Source organism: Achromobacter sp. NPDC008082, from assembly GCF_042957345.1.
Taxonomy (GTDB): Bacteria; Pseudomonadota; Gammaproteobacteria; order Burkholderiales; family Burkholderiaceae_B; genus Achromobacter; species Achromobacter kerstersii_A.
On the sequence record NZ_JBIBIB010000006.1, the window covers coordinates 206,432 to 228,860 of the forward strand.

The window sequence follows — 22,429 nt, forward strand, 5'->3', positions numbered from 1 at the left end:
CGTCAAAGGTGCGCGGCCATGCCTGGCACCCATGCATGGCGCGGGCGCGGCGCCTGCGCGTGGCCGCGATAGCGGTCGATCCAGTACGAGGTAGACGCGTCATGCCCCCAGTCCACCACGCCGGCCGACACCGGCACCGCCAGTTCACGCTCAATGCCCGTGGCCAGCCGCTTGCCCAGTTCCACCCCCCATTGGTCAAACGGGTTGATGCCCCAGACCACGCTTTGCACAAACACTTTGTGTTCGTATAGCGCCAGCAGCGCGCCCAGACCGCGCGGGTCCAGTTGACGCAGCACGATCAGCGTGGACGGCCGTCCGCCCGGATGCACCATGTGCTGCGCAAGGCTCAGCGCGCGTTCCTGGTCGTCGATATGCGCCACGTCTTGCAGCGCTTGCTCCAGGCACTTGCCGCGCAACAGCGCTTGACGCTGCGCCAGGCAATTGGCCAGCAGCAGGCGGTGCGCGTCCGGGCTGTCGGTATGCCCTTGCAGGCTGGCGATGAAGTCCACCGGCGCGCCGTCTTCGCTTTGATGCAGCCATTGGAAGAAGGTGTGCTGGCCATCGGTACCCGGCATGCCCCAGATGATGGGCGCAGTCGGCACGCCGACCGCCGTGCCATCGCCCGCCACGCGCTTGCCCAGCGACTCCATTTCCAGTTGCTGAAGATAGGTCACCAGATGCAGCAGACGCGCGCTGTACGCGGCGATGTTCAACGAGTTGTGGCCCAGCACGCTGCAATTGACCAGCCCGGCCAACGCCAGCTGAATCGGCGCATTCGCCGCAAACGGCGCTTGGCTGAAATGCTGGTCCATCGCTTCGGCGCCCGCGCGCATGCCGATCAGCACATCGGCGCCCACGGTCAACGCAATCGACAGGCCCGCCACCGACCACACCGAATAGCGTCCGCCCACCCAGTCGCACATCTTGAACACCTGGCTGGCCGGCACGCCCAGCGCACGCGCCGCCGGCGCGTTGGCGGTAACCGCCGCCAGATGTTCCGATACGTCGGCCACACCGCCTTGCTTGAGCCAGGCAATAGCGGCGCGCGCGTTGTGCAGCGTTTCAGAGGTGGTGAAAGATTTGGACGACACCACCACCAGGCAACGCCGCGGGTCCAGCCCGGCGATGGCGTCGTGAAACGCATGGCCGTCGATGTTGGACACGAAGCGAATCTGGCGGCGCTGCGACGGGCCGCCGAACGCCTGAATGGCCAGACGCGGGCCCCAGTCGCTGCCGCCGATCCCAATATGCAGCACGGTTGAAAAATCTGCCGTCTGATCCACGCGGCGCACGAAGTCCGTCATGCGCGAATATTCGCAAACGGAATCGGCGTCCTGGCCGTCCGGTTGCTCGCGCGTGCGGCCAGCGCGCAGCGCCGTGTGCCACGCCGGCTTGCCTTCCGTCCAGTTGACCGGATCGCCGGCGAACAGCGCGTGGCGGGCATCCGCCAACCCGCGCGCTTGCAACAAATTCAACGCCGCTGCCTCCAGCGCCGGAGACTGGCGCTGCATGGTCAGGTCCACGCACAACCCGGCCGCTTCGATCACTTTCAGCGTGCTGGCATCCAATTCGGCAGTTTGCGCGGCCTGCGCAAACGCCTGCCACTCGGGGCTCTGCGCCAGGCCGGAATTCGCCCTTAACGCCTCAATCGCATAGTTGGCCTTACCCATCGCGTGATGCTCCTTAGAACGGTAAACGAACATGAGGTGCAATGCGCCGGAACGCGTTGCGGAAGTCCTCCTCAATACGGGCCAACGCGGCCACGGTGTCTCCTTCAAAACGCAAAACCACCGTCGGCGTCGTGTTCGATGGACGCGCCAGGCCGAAGCCGTCGGCATAGTCCACCCGCACGCCGTCCAGATCGTTGATGGACACGGCGCCCGGGAATTCCCCTTGTGCGCGCAATGTCTCCACCAGTTCGAACTGTTCGCCTTCAGCGGTGTCCAGCTTGATTTCGGGGGTCGCGCAAGACTGCGGCAGGCTTTCAAGCAAGCCTGACGGGTCCGGCGCAGACGACAGAATTTCCAACAGCCGTGCAGCGGCGTAGATGCCATCGTCAAAGCCGTACCAGCGCTCTTTGAAAAACATGTGGCCGCTCATCTCTCCAGCAAGTAGCGCTCCCGTCTCGCGCATCTTGGCTTTAATCAGGGAATGCCCTGACTTCCACATGGTGGCCCGCCCCCCTGCTTCGACGACGGCGCGCGCTACGTGGCGGCTGCACTTGACGTCGTAAATGATCTCGGCGCCCGGGTTGCGCGCCAGCACATCGCGCGCAAACAGAATCAGTTGCCGGTCGGGCCAGATGATCTGTCCCGATTTGGTGACAACGCCCAGGCGGTCGCCATCGCCGTCAAACGCCAGGCCGACTTCGCAATCGGAATAGCGCAGGCAATAGATCAGGTCTTGCAGGTTTTGCGGGTCGGCAGGGTCCGGATGATGGCCGGGGAATGAGCCATCCACCTCGCAGAACAGTTCCGTCACCTCGCAGCCCAAGGCGCGAAACAAGGCGGGCGCCACCGCACCCGCCACGCCGCTGCCGCAATCGATGGCGATCTTCATCGGACGCGCCATGCGGATGTCGCCCACCAGCCGCGCCGCGTAGCAGGGCTGGATCTGCATCTGCGTGCGCCCGCCCGGCACGTCGGCCGATTCAATCGGCAAGCGCATGGCATCGCGCAACGCGGTGATGCCTTCGCCGTACAGCGACGCGCCGTCCAGCACAATCTTGAAGCCATTGTGCGCGGGCGGGTTGTGGCTGCCCGTCACCGCAATGCCCGCGCCCGTGTCCATCAAACGCGTGGCGAAATACACCATTGGCGTGGTCGCCATGCCCAGGTCAATCACGTGCATGCCCGCCGAACGCAAGCCCGCTTGCAGCGCCGCCGCCAGCTCCACGCTGCTTAACCGGCCATCGCGCCCCACCACAATCGAACGCGCGCCCAAATCCCGCGCCTTGGTGCCCACCGCCATGCCCAGGCTGTGCGCGAAGCGTGCATCGAGTTCGTCCGGCACCGTGCCGCGTATGTCATAAGCCTTGAAAACCGCATCCAGAATTTGCGGGGTATCCCAGCCAAAAGTTCCGTGCATGCCAGTTTCTCCGGGTGGCGTTATTTGGGGCCGTTCTGTTTGAAATCGCCGTAATACGCCGCACGGGAGTATCGATAGCTCCCATACTTGGACCGGAAGCCAAAGCGTTCCGGCATGAGTTTCAAGCCGTTGAACAACACGCCATCCACGGGCGCGCCTGCCTGGATGAGCCGCTTGGCGGTTTCGCGGATTTCGCCCACGGTGTTCATGCCGGAGCGCACCACCACCATGACCGCCGCCGCATGCGTGCCCACCACCGCCGCATCGGGGGACGACAGCACGGGCGCGGTGTCCAGAATCACCATGTCGTATTGCGAAGACAGCTCGCGCAACGTGGCGCCAAACACCGGCGAGGCCAGCAGTTCAGACGGGTCGAACGTCACCGCACCCGTGGCGATGAAGTCCACGCCTTCAGACACGCTGTGCTTTCTGACGCGCGCCAGCGGGATCGTGCCCGACAGCACTTCGAACAAGCCGTCTTCCTTCGGCACGCCGAAGTAGCGGTTCAGCTGGCCCTTGCGGAAGTCGGCGTCGATCAGCAGCACGCGCTTGCCCACGCCGCCCTGGATGAACGCGAAGTTGGCCGACAGGAACGACTTGCCCACGCCCGCCACCGGGCCGGTGAACATGACCATGTTGTTGGCCGACTGGCGCAGCGACGCTTGCAGCACATTGCGGAACGACCGCAGGCTTTCGATGGGCGGCGCATTGCCCTGGCTTTGCGCCAACAGCGCAGGCACCGTCGCGTTCTTGCGGCGGCTGCGGCGCCACAGCTTGTCCTGCATATCGCTGTAGGGAATGGCGGCCAGCACCGGCAGGCCCGTATAGCGTTCGACGTCTTCGGGTTCGGACAGGCCGCCGAACAACGCGTTGCGGACAAAGGCGCACAGCATGCCGAAGATCAGGCCGATGGCGGTGGCCACACCCAGAATGATCGCGGCCTTGGGGCGCACGGGGCGGTCGGGCTGCACGGCGGCATCCAGGATGCGCACGTTGCCCACCTTGCCGGCACGGATCAAACGCAGTTGCTGCGCGTTGTTCAACAGGCCCGTGTAGAGCTCGGTGTTCACGCGCACATCACGCACCAGGCGCACCACGTCTTGCTCCAGATCGGGCAACTGCTTGATGTTGTTGCCGATGCGGCTGACGTCGCCCGACAGCGATGCAATCTGGCGGTCGATGGCGACGATGCTCGGGTGCGTGGGCGCAAAGCGCGTGATCAGTTCCTGGCGCTTGGAACGCAGCTCCATCACCTTTGTTTGCGCGTCCACCGATTGCGCCAGGATCAGCTTGGCTTCTTCGCTCAGGTCGATCGTGCCGCGCTTGTTGCGCAAGGCGTTGTACTTGGTTTCGGCCGCGTCCAGCTCACCCTTCAGGATAGGCAGCTGCTGCTCCAGGAAGCCCAGCGATTTCTCCGCTTGCGCCGACTTCCGGTTCACGTTTTGCTGCACGTATTCCTGGCCGATCTGGTTCAGCACCGCGGTGGTCAACGCCGGGTCGTTGCCTTCCAGCGTGACGCCGATCACGCCCGATGCGCGGCCGCGTTCAAAGATGCCCAGGTGCGATTGCACGTCTTCAATCGCCGCCAGGCGCGAGCTGCGCGACACGGTGAACTCCGTGCCAGGCCGGCCTGCCAACGCGTCGATGTGCACGTCCATGGCGCCGCCGCCGGGCAACAGGAAATGTTCAGGCTTGCCCACGGTGCCATTGAACGTGGCGCCCGTGAATTTGTCGGTCAGCGTGTAGCGGCCTTCGCCCAGCGTCGTCACGCGAAACGGCTTGCCCAGCCATTCATTGGGCACATCCAGCTGCGAGATCGCAATGGATTCTCCGCCCCACGCGTAACCGCCACGCGGCAGGCTGGACGGATACGGCAGCGCTTCATAACGCTGCGCAAGCCATTCACCCACCACCGGGAAGTAGCGGGGCTTGGCATGGATGTAGAGCAGGAATTTATCGACGGCGGGTCCCACCACCATGCGCGAACGCAGCACTTCCATTTCGCCGGAGGTTTCGGCCTTGGTGTCGAACATGGCGGACACATCGCCCAACAGGCTGCGCGCCTGGCCGTTCGGCATTTCCTCTTCAACCTGCACGATGATGTCGGCGGAATACACCGACGGGGTCACCATCACGTAGGCCAAGGCGCCCAGAAAGGCGAGCAAGGTGATCGCGATGATCATCCATCGGTTGGAGACGATCGCATCCACATGGGACGACAACGGGGTTTCCTGCTGGCGAGCCGGGACGTTCGGCTCGAATGATTCGATGGGCAACGACATGCAGCTCTCCAGACGTGGGCGCCGCCGCGGATGCGGCGCCCCCAAAGGCGTGGTTTTGGAGCCTTGCGGCCCCGAAAGGCGGACTTAATTGATCGACTTCACGGTCTGTACCGTTTGTGCGCTCGGGAACAGGTTGCTGATGAAGCGGTTCCACCGCACCAGCGCCGCCGTATCCACGAACACAACGTCTTTGGGCTCCAACTCAAACTTCGCTCCTACCGCCAAGCCCTGCGGCGACTTGGAGTTCAGGTGAAACACCTGGGGCTTAGCGTCTTCGGTACTGCGCACAACAAAGATTTGCGACGCGTCGGCCGAGAGCTGGTTAGGTCCTCCCGCCATGCCCAGCGCCTCGGTCAACGACATCCGTCCGTCGCGCATCACTACGGTGGTGGGCAGGAACACTTCGCCCATCACGAACACCTTGCTGTCGTCTCGCGGCGTGACACGCACGATGTCGCCCGACTTCAGCATCACTTGATTCAGGTCTTGGCCACGCTCGATCAGTGCGGGCAAATTCACGCGGGTACGGCGGCCATCGCGAATGACATAGACGGCGCTGCGATCAGCGGTGGGCAATAAACCTCCCGCGCGGTTGACCGCTTCGAGCAGAGTCATCGGAATGTCGTTGATGGCAACCGTGCCCGGCAACTTCACTTCGCCTTCGACGTAGACACGCTTGCTTCGATAGCCCAGCACGCGTACCGTGATCTGCGGATCTTGGATGTACTTGCCGGAACTATTGACTATGAGATTGCGCGCCTGAAGTTCCGTCAACCCCGCCACTTTCAGCAATCCTGCATACGGAAATTGGATGTATCCAGTGGATGAGACCGTATAGCCCGGAATGCCCGAGGCGGTATCTCCCATGATTAGTTCGGTCACCCCAGTTCCGATGGCGTAGGTTTGCGTCGGAAGCACGAGCTCGGGGTGATCCCACACGACGATGGAGAGGATGTCTCCGGGTCCAATGCGGTAGGGTTCAACGGAACCGACAAGACGGTCAACGCCGTCGTTGTTGATCAATGCCTGGCGGGCGCGTAAGTCGTCCACCACGAGAGCCGGCGTGATTTCCTTGATCGGCGCCACGGAGTTCGGGTCCAGCGGATCAACGAGATGGCCGGCGCTGAAGGTCATACCGGGTGACAGGGCGCAAGCGCCTAGCGAGGACACGAGCGCGATAGCGGCGATGGCCCGGCTCAACGTTCCGAAAAATGTCGTCATGGCAAATCCACTGTGAATGACTTCGTTGCTTGGAAAGGAGCCCGATGCGTAACGGGTTGCGACATTCCACTCTCTTTTTCAAGCCCCGCACATTCGACGGATGCCCTAAGCCTTCTCCTACATCGTTTGGAGGTTTCGGGTACGCCTTGCACTCAATAAGATTTCGTCGGTAGCCACATGTTTTGCGGCACTGCACCGTTGTTGTCGCCGCAAGAAAGACTCCCCCCGAACAGGAGTGCGCGATGGACCCGTCCCAATCGGACACGTCGGCAAGATTCAGTGGAGCAAGCTATCTATACCGCCTGCTCGACGCCGCGATCGTCATCACCTGCGGCCTGACTGCCACCGGCTTGAAATTCTCGGACGATGCATTGGCGGACCCGCCGCAAATTCATCTGTTCCTGGTGTATTTGTGCGGGCTGGGCGTGATTGCCCTGTTCCCCGCCTTCCGCCTGTATGTGTCCTGGCGGGGCCGGCTGCTGACGGATCTCGTCGTGCGCAGCCTGGCGGCGTGGGCGACCGTGTTCGCACTGGGCATTCTTGTCAGTTTTCTCATGCATCAGACCGCCGCGATATCGCGCATATGGGCGGCTACCTGGTTTGGCATGGCGGCGCTGACGCTGGCCGGCGTGCGCATTGCGGTCTACGCCGTGCTGGGCGCGGCGCGTGATCGCGGACTAAATAAGAAGCACGTGCTGCTGGTGGGCTTTGGCGCGCTGGGCCATGACCTGTGGCGCCGCGTCGAACAGTACCGGGGCGCGGGCTATGAAGTGGCGGGCATCTATGCCGAACCGCATGAAAGCCTGCCGCCGCAAGTGCGCCGCCTGCATGATCTGGACAACCTGCACAGCTTCGTCCACGAACACAATGTGCGTGAAATCTGGATCGTGCTTCCGATGGAGGCGGGCCAGGAGCTGCGCGAAGTGCTCTATCACTTGCGTAACGACTTGGTGGATATCCGCTGGATTCCCGATGTGATGTCGATTCAGCTGCTGGGCCATCGCATCGGTGAATTCCTGGGGCTGCCCGCCATTCAACTGAATAGTCTGCCGGCGGCTGGCGTGCGCGGCTGGGCCAAGGAAGTGTTTGACCGCAGCTTCGCTTTTTGCGCGCTGATCGGCTTATCGCCCGTGATGCTGTCCATTGCGCTGATGGTGAAGCTGACCTCACGCGGGCCGGTGTTCTTTACCCAGCCGCGGCTGGGTGTGGATGGCAAGGTCTTTCACGTCTACAAATTCCGCACGATGACGGTGCATCAGGAACACGGCACCGTCACCCAGGCCACGCGTAACGACTCGCGCATCACCCGTATCGGCGGCTTTCTGCGCCGTACCAGTCTGGATGAGCTGCCGCAGTTTCTGAACGTGCTGATGGGCGATATGTCCGTCGTGGGGCCGCGCCCGCACGCGCTGGAACATAACGAAATGTACAAGGACCTGGTGCAGCGCTACATGATGCGCCACCGCGTCAAACCGGGCATCACGGGCTGGGCGCAGGTGAATGGCTTTCGTGGCCAGACGGACACGCTGCGCAAGATGAGCGACCGCGTCGAGCATGACATCTATTACATCCAGCACTGGACGTTCCGGATGGACCTGCTGATCATCGCCCGCACGGCCGTGTCGGGATGGACGGGCCGCAATGTCTACTAAACCCTTGGGATGGCCCGCCCACAGCGCTGGGCCGCACAACCCGTCCGCAGGCGTGCTGCCGCAGGCGGACTTCCGCCGGGCGGTGGAGATGCTGCCGCTGGTCTCCATCGACCTGCTGCTGCGCGACGCCGACGGCCGCTACCTGACCGGCTTACGCACCAACCCGCCCGCGCGCGGCGCCTGGTTTGTGCCGGGCGGACGCATCCGCAAAAACGAATCCTTGCGCGACGCGCTCGCCCGCATCGCCCGCGAAGAGCTCGGCCTGCCCATCGAGGCAGACGCGTGGACGCCGCGCGGCGTGTACGAACATTTCTATGGCACCAATTTCGCGGGTGAAGCCGGACGCTCCACCCATTACGTCGTCCTCGCCTACGAGGCCGAGCTGTCGCTGGATACCGCAAGCCTTCCCCAACGCCAGCACCAGGGCTACCGCTGGCTGCCCGCACAAGAGATCGCCGCCGACCCCGGCGTGCATCCGTACACCCAGGCCTACTTCAAGGAGTGAGCGCCATGACGAATCCCCCTCCCCCCTACCGGGCTGTCATTCTTTGCGGCGGCTCCGGCTCACGCCTGTGGCCGCTGTCACGCGAACTGTTGCCCAAGCAGTTCATCCGTTTGACCGATGCCCGCAGCCTGTTGCAAAACACGCTGTTGCGGCTGGGGTCGGCGGGCGCTGAGGCCAAGCCGATGCTGGTGTGCAATGACGCTCACCAATACATTGCGGCCGAACAGGCGCTGGAGCTGGGCATCAAGGACGCCGAGGTGATTCTTGAACCCTTTGCCCGCAACACCGCGCCCGCCATTGCGGCCGCCACGTTGCGCGCCATGCGTGATGGCGAAGACCCCATCATGCTGATCATGCCGTCGGACCATGTGCTGGAAGACGGGGAGGTGCTCAGCGCCGCGTTCGCCCAGGCCTATGAGGCCGCGCGCCAGGGCGCCCTGGTCACCTTCGGCATCACGCCGACTGCGCCGCTCAGCGGCTATGGCTACATCCAGTCGGAAGAGCCCGGCGTCATGGCGCCCGCGCGCCGCGTGCGCCGCTTTGTGGAAAAGCCGTCGCCGGAAGTGGCGCAGCGCTTCATCGACGATGGCGGCTACTACTGGAACAGCGGCATGTTCGCGTTCCAGGCGTCTGTGTTCCTGTCTGAAATGGCCCGCTTGGCCCCGAAGATGCTTGAGCAGGTGCAGGCGGCGGTGGCCACCGGCCACGGAGACAACGGGCTGTTCCACCTGGACGGGCCGTCGTTCGAAGCCTGCCCCAGCGATTCGATGGACTACGCCATCATGGAACGCACGGACAGCGCCGTCGTCATCCCGCTGGCCGCGTCCTGGAGCGACGTGGGCGCGTGGGACGCCGTCTGGGGCATCGCCCAGAAGACGGTGGAAGGCAACTCCACCACCGGCGACGTCATGGTGGAGGATTCGCGCAATTGTTTGATCCACTCCACCAGCCGGCTCGTCGCATCGGTGGGCCTGGACGACATTGTGGTGATCGAAACGGCCGACGCCGTGCTGGTGGCGCACAAATCGCGTTCGCAGGATGTGAAGCGTCTGGTCGAGATCTTCAAGACGCAGCATCGGTCGGAATTGAACCATCACCGCGAGGTGCAGCGGCCGTGGGGGTCCTATGACTCGGTGGGCCATGGCCCGCGCTACCAGGTCAAGCGCATCACGGTAAAGCCGGGCGCACGCCTGTCGTCGCAGATGCATCACCACCGGGCGGAGCACTGGATCGTGGTGTCCGGCACGGCGCGCATCTACAACGGCGACAAGCAGTACCTGCTGACGGAGAACCAGTCGACTTACATCCCGCTGGGCGAAACCCACAGCCTGGAAAACCCGGGAAAGATCCCGCTGGAAATCATCGAAGTCCAATCGGGCGCATACCTGGGCGAGGACGACATCGTCAGATTCCAGGACATGTATGGCCGCGTCTGAACGGGAGAAACCCGAAGAACCTTTCTGGCGGCCCGGCATGGCTCGCGTTTGCCTGCCTTTGGCGGGTGTGTTCTTCGCGGTGCTGATCACCGTGGGGAACTTGCCCGGCCTGGCTGCCGAGATGTCAGACGCCTTTGGCGACAAGCGTCTGCATCTTCTGGCTTACGCCTTCCTGACCGGTTTGATTTACCTGTCGGTCAACCGGCGCCCGGCCCTGGTGGCCATGCTGATCGTGACGGCGTTGGGTGCATTGGACGAATCAATCCAATCCTTTTTTCCCTATCGACAGGCTGAACTCTTAGACCTTTTGGCCGATATCTTGGCGGCTGGTGCAACAGTAATCTCATTGCACATTGGTACCGCAGCCTTCGGCTCCTTTCGTGCAGTTACTAAGTCTTAAGGATACAACCATGCCAAAACGGGCACTGATTACCGGCGTTACCGGACAAGACGGCGCCTATCTGGCGGAGTTCCTGCTGGCCAAGGGCTATGAAGTCCATGGCATCAAGCGGCGCGCTTCGCTGTTCAATACCGCGCGTATCGACCATCTTTACCAAGATCCGCACGACCAGCCCCGCAATTTCGTGCTGCACCACGGCGACATGACTGATTCATGCAGCCTGATCCGCATTGTGCAGTCGGTGCAACCCGACGAGATCTACAACCTGGCCGCCCAAAGCCATGTGGGGGTCTCGTTCGAAGAGCCGGAATATACGGCCAACGCCGACGGGCTGGGCACGCTGCGTTTGCTGGAAGCCATCCGCATCCTCAAGCTGGAGGAGAAGGCCCGCTTCTATCAGGCGTCGACGTCGGAACTGTATGGTCTGGTGCAGGAAACGCCGCAGAAGGAAACCACCCCCTTCTATCCGCGCAGCCCCTACGCCGCCGCCAAGCTCTACGCCTACTGGATCAGCGTGAACTACCGCGAAGCGTATGGCATGTATGCCTGCAACGGCATCTTGTTCAACCACGAATCGCCCAAGCGCGGCGAAACCTTCGTGACGCGCAAGATCACCCGCGGCCTGGCGCGCATTGTGCTCGGCCTGCAGGAATGCCTGTACCTGGGCAACCTGTCTGCGCTGCGCGACTGGGGCCATGCCCGCGACTACGTCGAAATGCAGTGGCTGATGCTGCAACAGGACACGCCCGAGGACTACGTCATCGCCACCGGCATGCAGTACAGCGTGCGCGAATTCATCAATACGGCGGCGCGCGAGCTGGGCATTCTGTTGGCGTGGGAAGGCGAAGGCCTGGAAGAAACGGCCACCGTGCTGTTCTCGCCGGTGCACGACGTCAAGCCCGGCCAGGTCATCGTGCGCGTCGACCCGCGCTACTTCCGTCCGACCGAAGTGGAAACCCTGCTGGGCGACCCCACCAAGGCGCGCGAAAAGCTGGGCTGGTCGCCGCGCACCACCTTTGAGCAGCTGGTCAAGGAAATGGTGGAGAGCGACCTGAAGGATGCGCGCCGCGACGCGCTGGTCGAGCAGAACGGCTACGAAATCTACGCCTACAAGGAGTAGCGCGCCATGACGAACCTGGACCAACGCGTGTTTGTCGCCGGCCACCGTGGCATGGTGGGCGCCGCCATTACGCGCGAGCTGCGCCGCCGCGGGTACGAGCAGGTGCTGACCCGCAGCCGCGCCGAGCTGGACCTGGAAAACCAGAACCAGGTGCACCGCTTCTTTTCGACCACGCCGGTCGATGTGGTGTACCTGGCCGCCGCCAAGGTGGGCGGCATTCTGGCCAACCAGAACCATCCGGTGGATTTTCTGTACAAGAACCTGATGATCCAGTGCAACGTGATCCGCGCCGCCTATGCGGCCGGCGTGCGCAAGCTGCTGTTTCTGGGTTCGTCATGCATCTACCCCCGCGAAGCCCCGCAGCCGATTCACGAAGACGCCCTGCTGACAGGCCCGCTGGAATCCACCAACGAGCCCTACGCCATCGCCAAGATCGCGGGCCTGAAGTTGTGCGAGGCCTACCAGCGCGAGTATGGCGCGCGCTTCATCTGCGCCATGCCCACCAACCTGTATGGGCCGCACGACAACTACGACCTGCACAGCAGCCATGTGCTGCCGGCGCTGATCCGCAAATTCCATGAAGGCCGCGAAGCCGGTCAGGAGAGCGTGACGATCTGGGGCACGGGATCGCCGCTGCGGGAATTTCTGTACGTGGACGATCTGGCCCAAGCCTGCGTGATGCTGATGGAACATCCGGATGCGACCGGCATGTACAACATCGGCGCCGGCAAAGACATCTCGATTGCGGACCTGGCGGCGCTGGTGGCGCGCGTAGTGGGCTATCAAGGCCGCATCGTCTACGACACCAGCAAGCCCGACGGCACGCCGCGCAAGCTGATGGATTCGTCGCGCGTGCAGGCGCTGGGGTGGAAACCCGGCATCTCGCTGGTAGACGGCATCACGCTGGCCTACGGACATTTTCTGCGTGAACGCGCAGACCAATCCCAACAGGCGCTGCCCGTGGCCTAAGGGCCGCGCCAGCTTCAACCACAGGCTTCCCGATGCTTGGATTCGTCAGAAAACACATCGCCGGCAATGCTTCCTTCTGGGGGCTGGTGGAGTACGGCATCGGCCCGGTCGCGGCGCTGGTGGCCTTGCCCATTCTGTTCCGCCAGTTGGGCACGGTGGGCTTTGGCCAGTATTCGATGATCATCGCGCTGGCCGGGTTCGGCAACGCCGCCAACCTGGGCGCGGCGGTCACCGCGACCAAGCTGGTGTCCGAACGCCTGCACGAACCCGGCGGCGCTTACCGCGCGGCCGGGGTCAGCATGTCGTTGATCGGTTGCGCGCTGGGCGTGGTGACGCTGGCCGCGGTGCTGTTGTGGGCGGTGGTGGGCCTGGCTTGGCCCGCCGCGACTTTTGGCGGCGTGGCCGTGACCTTGCTGGCCATGCCCGCACTGGCCATCTACCTGACCCAGCAATATGACCAGCTTTTCTCCGGCTGCCTGAAAGGCCGGGAAGATTTTCGTGCGACGGCCTTGTGCGAGCTATTCAGCCGCACCGGCACGATGGCGCTGGCCTGCGCCACGGCGGCGCTGACGGCGTCGCCCACATGGACCGGGGTCGCGCAAGCGTTCGGGCTGCTGGTGGCCGGCACCGTGAAGATGCGCGTGTTCTCCCGCGCCTATGGCCGCGTGCTGGTGCGCCCGGTGCGCGACCGCGCCGCCATGTCTGCCGCGTTCAAGTTTTCGCGCTGGTCGTGGCTGAACAGTTTGAGCGCGCTGGCCTTCGGCTCCGTCGACCGCGTGCTGGTGGGCAGCATGATGGGGCCGGCCGCGCTGGCCATCTACACCGTAGGCGTGCAAGTGGGCCAGATCATTCACACCGCGTCCGTCGCCATCTTCCAGAAAGCGATGCCGCGCGTCAGCCGCCTGTCGGTGTCGCCGCCCTATGTGGGCGCGGCCGAACGCGAGATCCGCCGCATGATGATGTGGAACCTCGCGCTGTCGGCCAGCGCCACGCTGGCGGTGCTGGCGGTGAGCCATCCGCTGTTGAATCTGCTGTTGGGCGACAACGTGGCCACTGGCCACCTGGGCACCTTTCAGTTGCTGATTGTGGCGTCGGGCTTGTTGTCGCTCAACGCCGCCGCGCACTTCTCGCTGCTGGGCCTGGGCAATTCCCGCGCCGTCGCCATTCTGAATGGTCTTGGCGGGCTGGCGATGCTGTGCGTCATGGCAGGACTCGTACACGCGGCCGGTGAACACGCCGCGGCTTGGGGCCGCATGGCCTACGCGGCGATCACGCTGGCCGGCGTGGCCCTCGCCATCCGTCAATCCCGCCCCGACTTCCCGGGCGCATTGCCTGCGGCCACCCGATAACACCTACATGTTGAGGTCTTACATGCGCAAGCGTCATAACGAGTATTCACGTCAGCTCATCGACTTCGTTCGCGAGCTTCGTCCGCCCGCGCCGATCGCCGGCGGCCTGTTGCCCAAAGTGACCATCGTGACCCCCTCGTTCAACCAGGCGAAATTCCTGGAACGCACCATTTTGTCGGTGCTGAACCAGGGCTATCCGCGTCTGGAATACATCATCATCGACGGCGGTTCCACCGATGGCAGCGTGGACATCATCCGCAAGTACGAACGCTACCTGACCTACTGGGAAAGCACCCCTGACCGCGGCCAGTCGCACGCCATCAACAAGGGATTCGAACGCGCCACGGGCGATTACGTGGGCTGGCAGAATTCCGACGATCTGTACTTCCCGGGCGCGCTGCGCAAGCTGGGCGCGGCCGCAGCCAAGGGCCGTGCGCCGATCGTCAGCGGCAACCTGTTCGTGGCGGATGCCGACAACAAGATCTTTCGCAAGATCCACTACACGCCCGTCAACCGTGGCACGTTGACGGTGGTGAAGGCGTCGATCCCCAACCAGTCGGCCATCTTCCGCCGCGACCTGCTGCGCAAGTACGGGCTGCTTCAGGAAAGCATGCGCTACTGCATGGACCTGGAGCTGTGGAGCCGGCTGCTGCGCGAAGGCAAGAACCTGATCGTGCCTGATGCGCTGGGCGTCTACACCGCGCACGACGAAACCAAGACGGCGCTGATGCAGGACGTGCTGCTGGAAGAGCGCGAGCAGATCGTCACCCGCATCCGGCGCACCGAGCCGGGGCTGGGCCGGCTGTTCGAACTGTCTTGCCGCGCGTCCAAGGTGGCGGCGCACGCCCGCCAGGGGGACTTGTCGTACCTGTTCGAAAAGCTGACCACGAAAATTTTCGGACGCGACGACTGGGCCGCACACTAGGATGACGCCGACATGAGCCCGCACCGCCGCTTGTCCACCCTGCATCTGCTGGGCCTGTTCGCGTTCACCGCGCTGGCCTTGAACGACGACCGCTTCATCCTGGGCGTGGGCAGCTTCAAGCTATCGCCCTTTGATGTGCTGTTCGTCGCCATGCTGGCCGTCAAGGCGCTGCGGCTGGCGGAACCCAGCGCCTACGCCTTGCCGCGCGGGCTGCTGGGCGCGCTGCTGGGCCTGCAGGCCATGTCGGTGATTTATCTGCTGCTGGTCTCCATGCATCACCCCGGCATTGAAACGGGCGACGTGGCGCGCGACCTGCGCATCGTCTTCTATTTTCTGTGCACGCCGTTCCTTTGCTACAAGGACATCGACAGCCCCGCCGCCTATGCCGTGCTGCAAAAGTACATTGTGGCGGCCTGCCTGGCGGTCGCCACGCTGATGCTGCTGGAACAGGCGCAGGGCTTCAGCGTGTCGAACCCGCTGCGCAATGTGCGGCTGGGGGTGTGGGCGATTCCGTTTGGCGTGGTGTCACTGCTGTACTTCCGGCGCACGTTGAACGTGTCCGGCCCCAAGGCTTACGCGTTGACGGTGTATATGCTGCTGGCGCTGGTCTTCTCGCTGAACCGCAGCCAGTACCTGCAATTGGCCGTGTCCGTGCTGATTGCGGTGCTGCTGGGTTCCAGCGCCGAAATCCGGCGGCGCGCCATCATCATCTTTGCGCCGGCGGCGCTGGCGGGCGTACTGGTGTTTGCCAGCATCGGCTACCTGGATGTGCTGACCAACCGCATTTTCAGCGTGGAAAAGCTGGACGAAGATTCCAGCTACGGCGCGCGCATTCAGGAAATGCAGGGGCAGATGGACTTCTTCGCCGAAAGCCCCGTGTTCGGCAAGGGCGCGGGCTTTCGCAGCTGGGTCATGGGCGAAAACGGCTTTGAACTCAGCACCTTCGCGCACAATTCCTGGGCGTTCTATCTGATGAAGTTCGGCGTGGTCGGCACCATCATGATCATGTTGCCGCCCTTGCTGATTCTGCTGCTGACGCTGCTCAGGCGCTACGCGCATCCAGGGCTGGAGATGCACCGGCGCTATTTGCTGGCCACCGCCCCGATCTACATCTTTATCGATTCGCTATCCGGCGGGCTCGCCTATGCGCCCAAGACCGCGTTCACCGGATTCCTGCTTTGCTACTGCCTGTCGCTGATGCGCAATGCGCAGATCATGCCCGTGCCTCAGGCAGAGGCCACCGCTACGCCGCTTACCCCCAGCCACCGTCCGAGCGCTGCGCGCCGGGCGCCACCGCGAGTAATCCCCCATGCCTGATGTCCTGTTTGTCGCGCCGGACCTGCACGGCGGCGTCGGAAGATGCGTCGCCTTCATCGTGGATGCCTTACCGGAACAGGGTGTCGATTCGGCCCTGTTCCTGCTGCGTTCGCGCAACCGTGAGTACCCCGTCGCCAACCCGAAGGTGACGCGCGCCTTGCCGATCATTGAATCGCCCACCAAGCTGCGGCTGATGCTGCCCGTGGCATTTTTCCGGCTGATGGCGCAGATCCGCCGCGAAAAGCCCGCCATCGTGTGTTCGCATGGCTTGTTGTGCAACATGCTGGTGGTGGTGGCCAGAAAGCTCTTGGGCGGCAGCTTCAAGACCGTGGCGTTCGAACACAGCAGCCCGGCCATCCACTACGGCGCATCGCGGATGCGGCGCCTGAAGTGCTGGCTTGTCAGCCAGACCTATCGGCGGCACGACGCGGTGGTGGGCGTGTCGCGTGGCGTGAAGGAAGACCTGGTCAGCATGTTCCCGCCGTTACGCGGCAAGGTGCAAACCATTTACAACGGCGTGCCGCTGGACAAGGTGCGCCGGCAAGGCGCGCAGCGCCCCGATGGCGATGGCAATGCGCCCTACCAGGTGGTGGCGGTGGGCCGGTTGGAAGCGGTGAAGGACTACGCCACGTTGATCGACGCGGCGGCGATCCTGGACGACCCGGGCATCGCCTTCACCATTCTGGGCGAAGGTTCCGAACACGACGCCTTGCAAAAGCGCATCGACGAGCGCCCCTCGCGCACGCCGGTCACGCTGGCTGGCCATATCGACAACCCCTTCCCCGTGATTGCCGGCGCCGGTGCGTTTGCGCTGACGTCCATCCGCGAGAGCTTTGGCAATGTGCTGGTGGAAGCGCTGTGCCTGGGCGTGCCGGTGATCTCCACCGACTGTCCGCATGGCCCCGCCGAAATTCTGGACGCCGGCCGCTACGGCCTGCTGGTGCCCGTGGGCGACCCCCATGCGCTGGCCGAGGCGGTGCGCCGTCTGGCCTACGACGGCGAAATGCGCGAACAACTGGCCGCCCAAGGCCCCGAACGCGCCGACGCCTTTTCCCTAGAGCGGCACTGCCGCAACGTCATCGCGCTATTCCAGCCGCTGATGCAACGCGGCACGCCCTGAACAGGACAGCATCATGCAGAAAATTCCGGTTTCCGTGGTCGTCATGACGAAGAATGAAGAACGCAATATCGCCAAGTGCTTGAAGGCGCTGGTGGAGTTCGACGAAGTCTTCGTGGTGGACTCCAACAGCACCGACGCCACCTGCGCGATGGCGACGGCGCTGGGCGCCCGCGTTTCGAACTTCCAATGGAATGGCAAGTATCCGAAGAAAAAGCAGTGGTGCCTGGAGCAGTTGCCATTCTCGCACCCGGTGGTGCTGTATGTGGACGCCGACGAAGAAATGACGCCCGCGCTTGCCGCCGAAATCCGTGACGTGCTGCCGCGCTTTGCCGCGGGCGCGGGCGGCGCATTCGTGCCGTTTGATTACGTGTTCTGCGGCAAGAAGCTGGAGCACGGCCACCGCGTCTACAAGCTGGCGCTGCTGGCGCGCGACCAGTCCCGCTTCCTGGATTACGACGATCTGGACGTGGCGCACATGTGGGAAGTGGAAGGCCACTATCAGCCGCAAGTTCAAGGCGAAACGTTCGCGCTGCGCCAACGCATGGTGCACAACGACCACGATTCGCTGTTCCATTATTTCGACAAGCACAACCGCTATTCGGACTGGGAGGCGAACCTGCGCACCAAGGGGCTGATGAACGATCCGCGCGAAGCCAACGTGGGCGCGCGCGCCTTGCTCAAGCGCATATTCCAGGCCCTGCCCTTCAAGGCGCCGATCTCGTTCCTGCATTCCTATGTGTTCAAGCTGGGCTTTCTGGATGGCAAGGCCGGCTACGACTACGCCGTTGCGCGCGCCATGTACTACTGGCAGATCCGCATCAAGACCGAAGAATTGCAGAAGGCGCGGCTGGCGCAAGTGGATACGCAGGCCGACACCGTAGCGGGGGCCGCCAAATGAGCACCCTTCAGCAGCTGGATCGCTTTGCGCTGGCCCCGGGCCAGCGTGGCCGCTCCGCGTTGACGGTGCAGCTGTGGTGGACGGTGCAGAGCACGTTGTTTCGCTGGTCGCCCCAAGTGGCGTATGGATTTCGCCGCTGGCTGTTGCGTTGTTTTGGCGCGCAGGTGGGCCGCAAGGTGCTGATCCGGCCGACCGCCACGGTGACGTATCCGTGGAAGGTGGAAATCGGCGACTACGCCTGGATCGGCGACGACGCGGTGATCTACAGCCTGGGACCCATCCACATCGGCGCACACGCGGTGGTGTCGCAACGCAGCTATCTGTGCGCGGCCGACCACGACGCAGGCCAGCCGGATTTTCCGTTGCGCGAACGCGCGGTGCGGATCGAGGATGGCGCCTGGGTGGCAACGGACGTCTTCGTGGGGCCGGGCGTGACGATCGGCCGTGAAGCCGTGGTGGGCGCGCGCAGTTCGGTGTTTCGCAACATGCCGCCCGCGATGGTGTGCCACGGCAACCCCTGCCGCCCCGTGCGCCCCCGCATGGCGACAGCGCCATGAAGATACTGATCTACGGCATCAACTACGCGCCCGAACTCACCGGCATCGGCAAGTACAGCGCCGAGCTGGCCGAATGGCTGGCCGCGCACGGGCATGAGGTCAGCGTGGTCACCGCGCCGCCCTATTACCCGCAATGGCAGGTGCATGACGGTTATCGCGCGGGCCGCTACCACAAGGAAGACCGGCGCGGCGTCACCGTGCGCCGGGCGCCGCTGTGGGTGCCGGCCAAACCAGGCGGGCTGAAACGCCTGATACACCTGGCCAGCTTTGCCGTATCCAGCCTGCCGTCATTGCTGCGTGCCGCGGCGGGCCGGCCGGACCTGATTCTGGTGGTGGAGCCCGCGCTGTTCTGTGCGCCCGCCGCGTGGATCACCGCGCGCTTGTGCGGGGCGCGCGCGTGGCTGCACATTCAAGACTACGAGGTCGACGCCGCGTTTGAGCTGGGTTTGCTCAAGGGCGCCGGCTTGCGGTCGCTGGTCAAGCGTGCCGAACGCTGGCTGATGCGCCGCTTTGACCGCGTGTCGACGATATCGAACCGCATGCTTGACCTGGCGTTGGCCAAGGGCGTGGACGCTGACCGCGCGGTGCTGCTGCCCAACTGGATCGACGTCAACGCCATCACGCCGCGTGCAGACAGCGGCGACTTCCGCGCCGAACTCGGCATACCTGCCGATGCGGTGGTGGCGCTGTACTCGGGCAATATGGGCGGAAAACAAGGCTTGCAAACGCTGGCTGAGGTGGCGCGGCGGCTGAGCCACGACACGCGGCTTTGGTTCGTGTTCTGCGGCCAAGGCCCCGAACGCGCCCCGCTTGAAGCCGCCTGCGCAGGCTTGCCGCAAGTCATCTTCCTGGACTTGCAACCGGCCAATCGCCTGGGCTCGCTGTTGAACACCGCCAACATTCATCTGCTGCCGCAACGCGCCGGCGCGGCCGACCTGGTCATGCCGTCCAAACTGACCGGCATGCTGGCCAGCGGCCGCCCGGTCGTGTGCGGCGCAGCGCCCGGCACCGAGCTTGCCGGCGTGGTCGCGCATTGCGGCCTGCTGACGCCCCCCGAAGACGCCGACGCCATGGCCGAAGCCGTGCGCAAGCTGAGCTGCAACGCGCAGATCCGCGAAACGCTGGGCGCCGCCGCGCGCCAGTACGCGTTGAATCATTTGCATGTGGACGCCGTGCTGGCCGCGGCCGAGCGTGAATTTGAAGCCGTGGTGCAAGGCCGCGCGAAACCGCTGGACCCGCGTGCGCGCGAAGGCGATATCTAAACGTCTGTGCCGTGTCTGATGCCGGCCGCGGCGGTTGCGGCCGTTGCGGTCGTTGCGGCCGTTGCGGTTGTCGCGGTTGTCGCGGTTGTCGTAGCCGTCGCAGCCGCTGCAGCCGTCGTGCACTGGGCTGCAAAAACTCAGACCGTCATCGCGAGCAACCCGCTCCTGCACAGTCCGAACGACATCCGAATGATGAGTGAGGCGCCTGTGCGCCCTGCGTCCTTGCGTACGTCGCGGCGCGCCTCACCACTTCGTCCTTGCAAACGTCGCGGCGCGCTTGGCCACTTCGTCCTTGCGAACGTCGTGGCGCGCTTGACCCCTCTTGCGGTTCATTCCTTTGCCGGCGGCACATTGTTGCCGCTGCGCACCAACCCCATCTGCACGGCGATATACGCCGCCTCTGCCTGGTTCCGCGCGTTCAGCTTCCAGTACAGCGTGCGCGCATGACTCTTTACCGTCGCCACCGAAATGCCGACCTGCTGGCCGATCTCGCGCATGGTTTTGCCCTGCACCAGCAGTTGCAGGATTTCTTCTTGCCGTTGCGTCAGCTCCCGTAGTTCCTGCGTAGGCGCATGCGCTGCGCCCTGGGGCCGTCCGGCGGGCTGGGGATAGCATTCACCGCCCGCCATCACGAGGCTCACGGCTGCGGCCAGCGCGTCCGGGTTGGAGGCTTTGGGCAGATAGCCCGCAACCCCCGCCCGCGCACACGCGCCCATCACGGCGGGGTCCAGAATCGAGTAAAGCACCAGCACCAGCCGGGGCATGAAAAAAGCCATCGCCTGCGAGATAAGCCCTATATCCTGCTCGGCCACGCCACTACAACCCACGACCAGCAATTCCACTGGGCGGTTGATCGAGCTGGACATGTTGAGCAGGTGAGCTGGCGAGATAGCCAGGATGTCGTCGGCGTTCCGTACACGTTCCAGAACATGCTGGATTGCGACGCGAAGCAGAGCGTAGTCTTCGATCAGTACGGTTGTCATCCCGGGAAGAACCTTGTGACACATGGCCCATACACGGTTCCCACGGTGTTGGCGCATCACGCTGCGATGGCAGGTTCTTGTGCGGCGACGACCCCTAGGGAATCTCGTCCGCGCTATTGGATTGTGATGGCGAGGTGTGGTGATTCGCGCTCTCAACCCATGCTTGCGGACACAACCCATGCTATCAGTGGCTACGTTCGCTGAATCTCGTTCAGGAGGATGAATGGTGGTTGAAAGGCGCGCCAGCAAAGGCGCTGCGTACTGCGATGTATGTACTAGGCGGGATGGTGGGGCGAACCCGGCAGCAACAGAACAGGACCTGTTCCTGGGCTGCCGGGCAGGCGGCGCGGCCTGTTCACTTACCCAAGCTTGCGCCCATAAAGCTGCCCGGCGTCCGAATCCCTGTTATTGGGTTCATGCCATTCCAAGGTTGCTCCGCGTTGCAGCGCGGCGTACACGGCTTCGCCCTTGTTCTTGACATGCAGGCGCTGGTAAAGCGTGCAAGCGTGCGTCTTGGCGGTCGCAACCGAGATGTTGAGCATGCGGCTGACCGTCTTGATCGGATAGCCCCGAGCCAACAGCACCAGCACTTCATATTGACGGGGCGTGATTTGCAGCAATTGCGCGCCCGCGCTGACCGGCATCGTGCCCTTGCTGGACACGTCATCGGCATCACGGGTGGGCAAGGCGCAGACCGCGGCGGCGGGCGCTTGCAACGCCTGCTCGCTGGGAAAGCATTGTCCGCCCGCCATCACCAGGCGTATCGCGGCTTCAAGAATCTCGACCGAGGCGGTCTTCATCAGGCAGCCATACACGCTTGCGCCAGGCAGGCCCTGCACCGGCATCGGCAGGGGCATCACATCCGTCAACAGCAGAATCCGCTTCGGCGTGAGCACGCGCTGAATTTCGTGCAGCGCGCTCCATGCTTCATCGGTATCTACCGGCAACCCATAGATCAGGAGATCGGCGCCAGCGTGCGCGCCATCGGCCTTGGACAAATCCGCCAGGCCCATCCCCTCGATCTCCCACACATCATCCAACTTGCTAAGTATCTGCCACAACCCCAACCGCAGTAGCGGATGGGCTTCAATCAGGACCATCTTGGCCATGGTGTCCTCCCGGTTTTTCGACGGGCCTAGAAGGGATCTTCGCTGTGCTGAAGACTATTTTTTTTCCAGCCCCGCGGGGGTGGTCCGCAATATCCCGGAATATCTAATGAAGCTGGACCGGGGCATTTGGGCTGGGCAACTTTGGTAGCCAACATAACGGATGGCATGAACCCATCTTATGGTTCGAAACCTTCAAAATCAAGACGTTTCAGGGCGATATAATCCGATAAAAACAGA

At 63.7% G+C, this 22,429-nt stretch carries 19 protein-coding genes; 13 read left to right on the forward strand and 6 right to left on the reverse strand.

Going from position 1 to position 22,429, the window contains the following annotated elements; all coding sequences use genetic code 11:
* Positions 1-2 precede the first annotated feature (2 nt).
* From pgi to ACFZAI_RS24525, 4 genes are all read right to left on the reverse strand, one after another.
* Positions 3-1,670 (reverse strand): glucose-6-phosphate isomerase, encoded by a 1,668-nt coding sequence (gene pgi, locus ACFZAI_RS24510; RefSeq protein WP_391569373.1) that lies wholly within the window; start codon positions 1,668-1,670, stop codon positions 3-5.
* Positions 1,671-1,683: 13 nt separating this feature from the next.
* Positions 1,684-3,087: a phosphomannomutase/phosphoglucomutase gene (locus ACFZAI_RS24515; RefSeq protein WP_391569374.1), complete on the reverse strand. Its 1,404-nt coding sequence runs from the start codon at positions 3,085-3,087 to the stop codon at positions 1,684-1,686.
* A 20-nt stretch (positions 3,088-3,107) separates the two neighbouring features.
* On the reverse strand, positions 3,108-5,369 hold the full coding sequence (locus tag ACFZAI_RS24520) for a GNVR domain-containing protein (protein WP_391569375.1): 2,262 nt from the start codon (positions 5,367-5,369) through the stop codon (positions 3,108-3,110).
* An 84-nt stretch (positions 5,370-5,453) separates the two neighbouring features.
* Complete coding sequence (locus ACFZAI_RS24525; RefSeq protein WP_391569376.1) at positions 5,454-6,590, reverse strand: polysaccharide biosynthesis/export family protein; 1,137 nt, start codon at positions 6,588-6,590, stop codon at positions 5,454-5,456.
* A gap of 242 nt (positions 6,591-6,832) precedes the next feature.
* Here ACFZAI_RS24525 and ACFZAI_RS24530 point away from each other — a divergent pair, with 242 nt between their 5' ends.
* Genes ACFZAI_RS24530 through ACFZAI_RS24590 form a run of 13 tightly spaced genes read left to right on the forward strand, consistent with a single transcriptional unit; the run spans position 6,833 to position 20,100 of the window.
* Complete coding sequence (locus ACFZAI_RS24530) at positions 6,833-8,242, forward strand: undecaprenyl-phosphate glucose phosphotransferase (protein WP_391569377.1); 1,410 nt, start codon at positions 6,833-6,835, stop codon at positions 8,240-8,242.
* 52 nt (positions 8,243-8,294) lie between these two features.
* Entirely contained in the window at positions 8,295-8,747 is a 453-nt protein-coding gene (locus ACFZAI_RS24535) for a GDP-mannose mannosyl hydrolase (protein ID WP_391569711.1), read from the forward strand.
* Between the two features lie 5 nt (positions 8,748-8,752).
* Positions 8,753-10,183 carry a mannose-1-phosphate guanylyltransferase/mannose-6-phosphate isomerase gene (locus ACFZAI_RS24540; protein ID WP_391569378.1) on the forward strand — a complete coding sequence of 477 codons (1,431 nt, stop codon included), beginning with the start codon at positions 8,753-8,755 and terminating at the stop codon, positions 10,181-10,183.
* A 37-nt stretch (positions 10,184-10,220) separates the two neighbouring features.
* On the forward strand, positions 10,221-10,583 hold the full coding sequence (locus tag ACFZAI_RS24545; protein WP_391569712.1) for a VanZ family protein: 363 nt from the start codon (positions 10,221-10,223) through the stop codon (positions 10,581-10,583).
* Between the two features lie 10 nt (positions 10,584-10,593).
* Positions 10,594-11,703, forward strand: coding sequence for a GDP-mannose 4,6-dehydratase (gmd, locus tag ACFZAI_RS24550; protein ID WP_391569379.1), 1,110 nt, complete (start codon positions 10,594-10,596; stop codon positions 11,701-11,703).
* A gap of 6 nt (positions 11,704-11,709) precedes the next feature.
* Entirely contained in the window at positions 11,710-12,672 is a 963-nt protein-coding gene (locus ACFZAI_RS24555; protein ID WP_391569380.1) for a GDP-L-fucose synthase family protein, read from the forward strand.
* A gap of 32 nt (positions 12,673-12,704) precedes the next feature.
* On the forward strand, positions 12,705-14,021 hold the full coding sequence (locus ACFZAI_RS24560) for an oligosaccharide flippase family protein (RefSeq protein ID WP_391569381.1): 1,317 nt from the start codon (positions 12,705-12,707) through the stop codon (positions 14,019-14,021).
* A 22-nt stretch (positions 14,022-14,043) separates the two neighbouring features.
* The gene (locus tag ACFZAI_RS24565) at positions 14,044-14,946 is read left to right on the forward strand and encodes a glycosyltransferase family 2 protein (RefSeq protein WP_054426529.1); all 903 of its coding nucleotides are present in this window, start codon (positions 14,044-14,046) and stop codon (positions 14,944-14,946) included.
* A gap of 12 nt (positions 14,947-14,958) precedes the next feature.
* A complete protein-coding gene (locus ACFZAI_RS24570; protein WP_391569382.1) occupies positions 14,959-16,263 on the forward strand; it encodes an O-antigen ligase family protein in 1,305 nt (434 codons plus the stop codon).
* Positions 16,256-17,383, forward strand: a complete 1,128-nt coding sequence (locus ACFZAI_RS24575; protein ID WP_391569383.1) for a glycosyltransferase — start codon at positions 16,256-16,258, stop codon at positions 17,381-17,383. The genes ACFZAI_RS24570 and ACFZAI_RS24575 overlap by 8 nt, the downstream gene beginning before the upstream one ends.
* Before the next feature lie 13 nt (positions 17,384-17,396).
* Positions 17,397-18,281 carry a glycosyltransferase family 2 protein gene (locus ACFZAI_RS24580; protein WP_391569384.1) on the forward strand — a complete coding sequence of 295 codons (885 nt, stop codon included), beginning with the start codon at positions 17,397-17,399 and terminating at the stop codon, positions 18,279-18,281.
* Positions 18,278-18,838, forward strand: coding sequence for a putative colanic acid biosynthesis acetyltransferase (locus ACFZAI_RS24585; RefSeq protein ID WP_391569385.1), 561 nt, complete (start codon positions 18,278-18,280; stop codon positions 18,836-18,838). The genes ACFZAI_RS24580 and ACFZAI_RS24585 overlap by 4 nt, the downstream gene beginning before the upstream one ends.
* Positions 18,835-20,100, forward strand: a complete 1,266-nt coding sequence (locus ACFZAI_RS24590; RefSeq protein ID WP_391569386.1) for a glycosyltransferase WbuB — start codon at positions 18,835-18,837, stop codon at positions 20,098-20,100. The genes ACFZAI_RS24585 and ACFZAI_RS24590 overlap by 4 nt, the downstream gene beginning before the upstream one ends.
* 329 nt (positions 20,101-20,429) lie before the next feature.
* Here ACFZAI_RS24590 and ACFZAI_RS24595 read toward each other — a convergent pair whose 3' ends face one another.
* Positions 20,430-21,083: a DNA-binding response regulator gene (locus tag ACFZAI_RS24595; protein WP_391569387.1), complete on the reverse strand. Its 654-nt coding sequence runs from the start codon at positions 21,081-21,083 to the stop codon at positions 20,430-20,432.
* A gap of 359 nt (positions 21,084-21,442) precedes the next feature.
* On the reverse strand, positions 21,443-22,192 hold the full coding sequence (locus ACFZAI_RS24600; protein WP_391569388.1) for a response regulator transcription factor: 750 nt from the start codon (positions 22,190-22,192) through the stop codon (positions 21,443-21,445).
* Positions 22,193-22,429 lie beyond the last annotated feature (237 nt).

What these genes read in the sequence shown, in the direction of transcription:
- ACFZAI_RS24575 (WP_391569383.1), top strand. Translation starts at nt 16,256, where the DNA reads ATGCCTGATGTCCTGTTTGTCGCGCCGGACCTGCACGGCGGCGTCGGA.
- ACFZAI_RS24540 (WP_391569378.1), top strand. Translation starts at nt 8,753, where the DNA reads ATGACGAATCCCCCTCCCCCCTACCGGGCTGTCATTCTTTGCGGCGGC.
- pgi (WP_391569373.1), bottom strand. Translation starts at nt 1,670, where the DNA reads ATGGGTAAGGCCAACTATGCGATTGAGGCGTTAAGGGCGAATTCCGGC.
- ACFZAI_RS24590 (WP_391569386.1), top strand. Translation starts at nt 18,835, where the DNA reads ATGAAGATACTGATCTACGGCATCAACTACGCGCCCGAACTCACCGGC.
- ACFZAI_RS24530 (WP_391569377.1), top strand. Translation starts at nt 6,833, where the DNA reads ATGGACCCGTCCCAATCGGACACGTCGGCAAGATTCAGTGGAGCAAGC.
- ACFZAI_RS24555 (WP_391569380.1), top strand. Translation starts at nt 11,710, where the DNA reads ATGACGAACCTGGACCAACGCGTGTTTGTCGCCGGCCACCGTGGCATG.
- gmd (WP_391569379.1), top strand. Translation starts at nt 10,594, where the DNA reads ATGCCAAAACGGGCACTGATTACCGGCGTTACCGGACAAGACGGCGCC.
- ACFZAI_RS24545 (WP_391569712.1), top strand. Translation starts at nt 10,221, where the DNA reads ATGGCTCGCGTTTGCCTGCCTTTGGCGGGTGTGTTCTTCGCGGTGCTG.
- ACFZAI_RS24570 (WP_391569382.1), top strand. Translation starts at nt 14,959, where the DNA reads ATGAGCCCGCACCGCCGCTTGTCCACCCTGCATCTGCTGGGCCTGTTC.
- ACFZAI_RS24520 (WP_391569375.1), bottom strand. Translation starts at nt 5,369, where the DNA reads ATGTCGTTGCCCATCGAATCATTCGAGCCGAACGTCCCGGCTCGCCAG.
- ACFZAI_RS24585 (WP_391569385.1), top strand. Translation starts at nt 18,278, where the DNA reads ATGAGCACCCTTCAGCAGCTGGATCGCTTTGCGCTGGCCCCGGGCCAG.
- ACFZAI_RS24515 (WP_391569374.1), bottom strand. Translation starts at nt 3,087, where the DNA reads ATGCACGGAACTTTTGGCTGGGATACCCCGCAAATTCTGGATGCGGTT.
- ACFZAI_RS24560 (WP_391569381.1), top strand. Translation starts at nt 12,705, where the DNA reads ATGCTTGGATTCGTCAGAAAACACATCGCCGGCAATGCTTCCTTCTGG.
- ACFZAI_RS24580 (WP_391569384.1), top strand. Translation starts at nt 17,397, where the DNA reads ATGCAGAAAATTCCGGTTTCCGTGGTCGTCATGACGAAGAATGAAGAA.
- ACFZAI_RS24600 (WP_391569388.1), bottom strand. Translation starts at nt 22,192, where the DNA reads ATGGCCAAGATGGTCCTGATTGAAGCCCATCCGCTACTGCGGTTGGGG.
- ACFZAI_RS24595 (WP_391569387.1), bottom strand. Translation starts at nt 21,083, where the DNA reads ATGACAACCGTACTGATCGAAGACTACGCTCTGCTTCGCGTCGCAATC.
- ACFZAI_RS24565 (WP_054426529.1), top strand. Translation starts at nt 14,044, where the DNA reads ATGCGCAAGCGTCATAACGAGTATTCACGTCAGCTCATCGACTTCGTT.
- ACFZAI_RS24525 (WP_391569376.1), bottom strand. Translation starts at nt 6,590, where the DNA reads ATGACGACATTTTTCGGAACGTTGAGCCGGGCCATCGCCGCTATCGCG.